Origin of the sequence: Actinomyces bouchesdurhonensis, from assembly GCF_963540955.1 — a bacterium.
In the GTDB taxonomy this organism is placed as follows: domain Bacteria; phylum Actinomycetota; class Actinomycetes; order Actinomycetales; family Actinomycetaceae; genus Pauljensenia; species Pauljensenia bouchesdurhonensis.
Genome location: NZ_CAUTSL010000088.1, coordinates 1 through 4,971, shown reverse-complemented (window position 1 = coordinate 4,971; position 4,971 = coordinate 1). Strand labels below are relative to the sequence as shown.

Annotated in this window: 3 protein-coding genes; 1 reads left to right on the top strand and 2 read right to left on the bottom strand. The window is 62.1% G+C overall.

Going from position 1 to position 4,971, the window contains the following annotated elements:
- Together ilvN and RYL44_RS09930 are read right to left on the bottom strand one after the other, a co-directional pair.
- Positions 1 to 167 (bottom strand): acetolactate synthase small subunit (gene ilvN / locus RYL44_RS09935; protein ID WP_314975887.1); only part of this gene is annotated, 167 nt, incomplete at its 3' end.
- Positions 167 to 1,933, bottom strand: coding sequence for an acetolactate synthase large subunit (locus tag RYL44_RS09930; protein WP_314975886.1), 1,767 nt, complete (start codon positions 1,931 to 1,933; stop codon positions 167 to 169). The genes RYL44_RS09930 and ilvN, both read right to left, overlap by 1 nt.
- Before the next feature lie 335 nt (positions 1,934 to 2,268).
- Between RYL44_RS09930 and RYL44_RS09925 the strand changes: the two genes are divergently transcribed.
- A complete protein-coding gene (locus RYL44_RS09925; protein ID WP_073983424.1) occupies positions 2,269 to 3,861 on the top strand; it encodes an aspartate:alanine exchanger family transporter in 1,593 nt (530 codons plus the stop codon).
- Positions 3,862 to 4,971: the final 1,110 nt, after the last annotated feature.

Sequence of the window (4,971 nt, the reverse complement as noted above, 5' to 3'; positions counted from 1 at the left end):
GAGTCGGCGTCCACGATGATGGTCATGCGGGAGATCTCGGGGTGTTCGGTCTCCCCCACCGCCAGCGACTTGATGTTAAAGGCTCGGCGGGCGAACAGCGCGGCCACGCGAGTGAGCACACCGGGCTTATTTTCGACCAACACGGCCAGAGTGTGACGGTTTGTCATCAGTCTTCCACCTCCCAGTCGGGCGCCATGCCCTTGGCGTATCGAATCTCATCGTTAGACACACCCGCGGCGACCATCGGCCAGACCATGGCGTCCTTGGACACGCGGAAGTCGATGAGGACGGGACGGTCGTTAATCGACATGGCCCACTCGATGGCCTCGTCAACCTCGTCGATGGAGCGCACCGTGCGCGCGGCCATCCCATAGGCCTGAGCCAGCATCTCGAAGTTGGGGATCTGCTCTCCCTCAACGGGGTTAAGCGTCGTGTTCGAGTAGCGCTTGCCGAAGAACAGCGACTGCCACTGACGCACCATGCCCAGCACTGAGTTGTTGATGAGGGCAACCTTAATCGGGATGTTGTTGATCGTGCAGGTAGCCAGCTCCTGGTTGGTCATCTGGAAAGAGCCATCACCGTCGATCGCCCACACGACCTTGTCGGGGGCACCGACCTGGGCACCCATAGCTGCGGGGATGCAGTAACCCATCGTGCCCGAACCACACGACGAGATGAAGCTACGCGGGTTGTCCAGTGTGATGAACTGAGACGCCCACATCTGGTGCTGACCCACACCCGTCACGTAGATGGCGTCGGGGCCGACGCGGTCAGACAGCTTCTTCAAGACTGCCTGGGGTGCCATCATGCCGTCTTCGGGGGTTGTCCAACCGATCGGATACTTAGTGCGTAGGCGGTCCAAGTAGCGCCACCAGCCGGAGATGTCCTCAGCGCCGTCGACCGAGGCCTGGACGATTTCCGCGGTGAGGATCGGCAGGGCGGTCGCAAGGTCAGCGACGATGGGGATGTCCGCGTGACGGTTCTTAGAGATCTCTGCGGCATCAATGTCGATGTGGACCACGGTCGCGCGGGGCGCAAACGAATCGAGACGACCGGTGACACGATCGTCGAAACGGGCACCGAGGGCAACGATCAGATCCGCACGCTGCAGGGCCCCCACAGCGGCAACCGTCCCATGCATGCCCGGCATGCCGAGGTTGTGACGATCAGAGTCGGGGAACGCTCCGCGAGCGGTCAGGGTCGTCACGACGGGCGCATTAGTGGCCTCAACGAGGGCAGCGAGTGCCTCAGTCGCGCCGCCTCGGATGACACCACCGCCGACGTACAGCACGGGCGCCTGTGCTTCCACGATCGCTCGAGCTGCAGCACGAACCTGCTTCATGTTCGGGCGATCAGCGACCTTGTAGCCGGGCAGGTCAAGGGCGGGGGGCCAGGAGAAGTCCATCTGCGAGACCTGGGCGGACTTGGTGATGTCCACGAGCACGGGACCGGGACGTCCCGTAGCAGCTAGGTGGAAAGCTTCGGCGAGACGGGCGGGAATATCCTGCGGGTTCGTCACCAGGAAAGAATGCTTCGTGATGGGCATCGAGGCACCCACAACGTCCGCTTCCTGGAAGGCATCGGTACCGATCAAGGAGGCACCAACCTGGCCCGAGATAACGACGATCGGCACTGAGTCCATAGCAGCATCGCCCAGGGCAGTCAGAACGTTCGTCGCGCCCGGCCCCGAGGTGACCAGCGCGCAGCCAACTTTTCCGCTTGCGATCGCGTAACCCTCGGCAGCGTGCCCGGCACCCTGCTCGTGTCGAACCAGAATGTGACGAATCGCCGTCGACGCCATCAGCGGGTCGTAGGTCGGCAAAATTGCGCCGCCGGGCATACCGAACACGTCGGTCACTCCCAGGGCCTCGAGGCTTGCCACGATAGCCTCAGCTCCAGTCATTCGGGTGGTGATACTCGTGTCGCTCACCAGTCGTCCTCTCAATCGTCGGGACCATCTCAAAGAAAAAACCCCGTCAAAACCGTGCAGCAGCGCGGGTGCGGGGAATAGGCGTGCGATCCATCCTCACGTTACGCGGCAGGCATCGCACGCCCAGGTACGATGACCAGGGCAAAGATTCCAATCCCACGAACGTTGAGCATGTCAATACGGTATCTCGCCCGCGCGAGACGCTCCCAACTATCTCACTGTGCGGACCTGTGTGTCACCAACGTCATCTAGGACGATGGACTGAGATACAGAGCACCCATAACTGGTTTAATTGACACGTAGCGCACACCTTCAATTCACGACACGGAGTTCTCATCGTGGAAACGATCTTTGGGGTATTACACGACCAGCCGGTGCTGTTCCTGTTCCTCCTCATCGGCATTGGCATGGCCTTCGGCAAGGTCACAGTCAGAGGCATCGGCCTGGGGGCCGCTGCCGTTCTCTTTTTCGCCATCGTCATGGCCGCGTGGGCTCAATCCTACGACATTGAACTACGCGTCACGCCGCAGCTGGGGACGCTCGGGCTGACACTCTTCACCTTCGCGATCGGAATGAACTCCGGCGCATCATTCTTTCACAACCTCAAGACAGCCATCGGCCCGATTCTGACGATGGTCGCCTTCTACGGCATTGCGGCGGCCCTAGGCTTGTACGTCGGCAAGGCCATGGGCATGGATGTCCCCCTCATCGCCGGAACCTTCGCGGGTGCCGCCACGAATACCCCCGCGCTCGCTGCGGCGGGCGAGGCTAGTGGTGACCCCGCGCGGGCAACCGTCGGGTATTCGATTGCCTACCTTTTCGGTGTCATCGGAATGCTCGCCGCATCAATGGCGGCCCTGCACTATGGCCGCAACGACAAGGACGCGCCCTCTCCCCTGTCGAACCGCACCATCCGTGTGGAACGCGACGATCATCCGTTCGTCGGCGACATCTACGAAAAACTCGGAGAAAAGGTCTCCTTCTCGCGCCTGCGTCGCGGCGAGACCGGCCCGATTACTCGCCCACAGATGTCCGACACGCTTGACCAGGGTGATCTCGTGACAGTCGTCGGACCACGAGAACTGGTCGCTCGCGCGGCAACCGAGCTAGGCCACGCCTCTTCGCACTCGCTCATGCAGGACCGCACCTACCTGGACTTCCGTCGCATGACAATCTCCAACCCTAAGGTTTCCGGTCGCACGGTCGCATCTCTGGGCCTGGCCAAGCAATTCTCTGCGTCAATCTCCCGCGTGCGCCGCGGCGACGTCGACATGGTGGCCGAACCCGGCCTCGTCCTCCAGCAGGGCGACCGCGTCCGCATCGTTGCCCCCACCTCTAAAATGGCGGAAATCACAAAGTTTTTCGGCGACTCCTCGCACGGCCTCACGGACCTCAACCCGATCTCGCTGGGCCTTGGAATGGCCCTCGGTATTGCGATCGGTGAATTGCCCATCCTGACCCCGTCAGGCGAGTATTTCTCGATCGGTTCAGCAGCGGGTACGCTCATCGTTGGCCTGATCTTCGGGCGTATCGGGCGTATCGGTCCGATCGCCACAGCTCTTCCCTTCACCACCTGCCAGGTGATGGCCGAACTCGGGCTACTTATCTTCCTCGCCCAGGCCGGCGCGAAAGCGGGCGGCCAGATCCTTGAGGCTTTCACATCGGGCGCCTGGATCAATATCTTCATTCTGGGCGCTATCATTACATCGACGATGGCCATTGGCCTCTACGTAACCATGCGGTGGGTGTTTAGAATGGGTGGAACGAAGCTCGCCGGCCTGCTCGGCGGCGCTCAAACACAGCCCGCCGTCCTCGCCTTCGCGAACGGGCGCACCAACGCCGACCCGCGTGTGGCGCTCGGCTACGCACTCGTCTATCCGGTGGCCATGGTCGGAAAGATCGTCGTCGCGCAAGTGCTCGGCGGCATGTAATACAACGTTGGCAGCGGGGTACCTCCACACCACCCATACACCTCGCAGCCCTGCCAGCGGGCGGGGACACCCCCATCCTCCCCCGCCCGCGCGAATGGGGCCAGCCTGCCCGGGCTGGCCCCATTCGTTTTCCACGAGCACATGCGAGGGGGGTTCGCGTCGACTGCCCCATGAAGGATCAGAGTTATAGGACATGTCGGGGGCGCTGGGGTCAGTCCTGTTCGCCCGCTTTGACGTGGCCATCGTGCCGTCATGTGCCTACCGCAGCGCGTTTCCTTGTGGAGGCGTCCTGCCCAGCCGTGCCACGCAGGGGTTATTGGATAATACGTGTTGGTCGGGGGTTCGTCTCAGGCATCGTCGAAGGAGGCGTCGGTGACGCTGGCGCCCGGGCCACCGATGGGGTCGGTCGTGGCGTGTGTTTCTGTCGTCCGTTAGGGTGCTTGCGTGCTTGCGCCGCCGACAGAGTTCCACCTGATCGGGGTAGTCCTCGAACACGGCGGGGTCGATTGGGGGTGGGCTCTATTGGGAGGGTTCCACCTGATCGGGAAGATTCCACCTGATCAGAAGGGGTTGAATTTTCCTGATTGGGTGTAACGCCCCATTGGTAATAAGCAATATGGTGGAATCGGTGCTTCTCGCTCCCTTCGGTGTGGTCTTCGTGCTGCCTGTCACTTGCCGTGTGGCACGATCGGCGCGAGGTCGAACGCGAAACCGGCGCCTGGCACCTGCTGCTTCGTGTTACGTGAGAGAGTGTTGTAGTGCCGCTCAGGTCCGAGCGATTCGCGTCGCGGCTGGCTCGTGACTGGTGTGAGCGCCTCGGATCTGCGGATGTGCGGGGCTTCGTGGGGCTGGTGCGTGCTTGGCCTGCGGCGGCCTGGCCCCATGGGTGGCTGTGTCAACCCTTCAATGCGCAGCTGGACCCTACTAGTGGAGTATGGGCACACCTGCCCACGCTCCACCTAAGGGGTTAACGTGCGCATTGAGGGGTTGAGGGTGCCACTTGTCGGGTTAACACGCCACTTACCGGGTTAACGGGCTGGGGTTGTGCGTGAGCCGTCCCGGGTATTGTGGAGAGTGTCTTAGGCCGGATTGGAGGTTTGGGATGTCTGG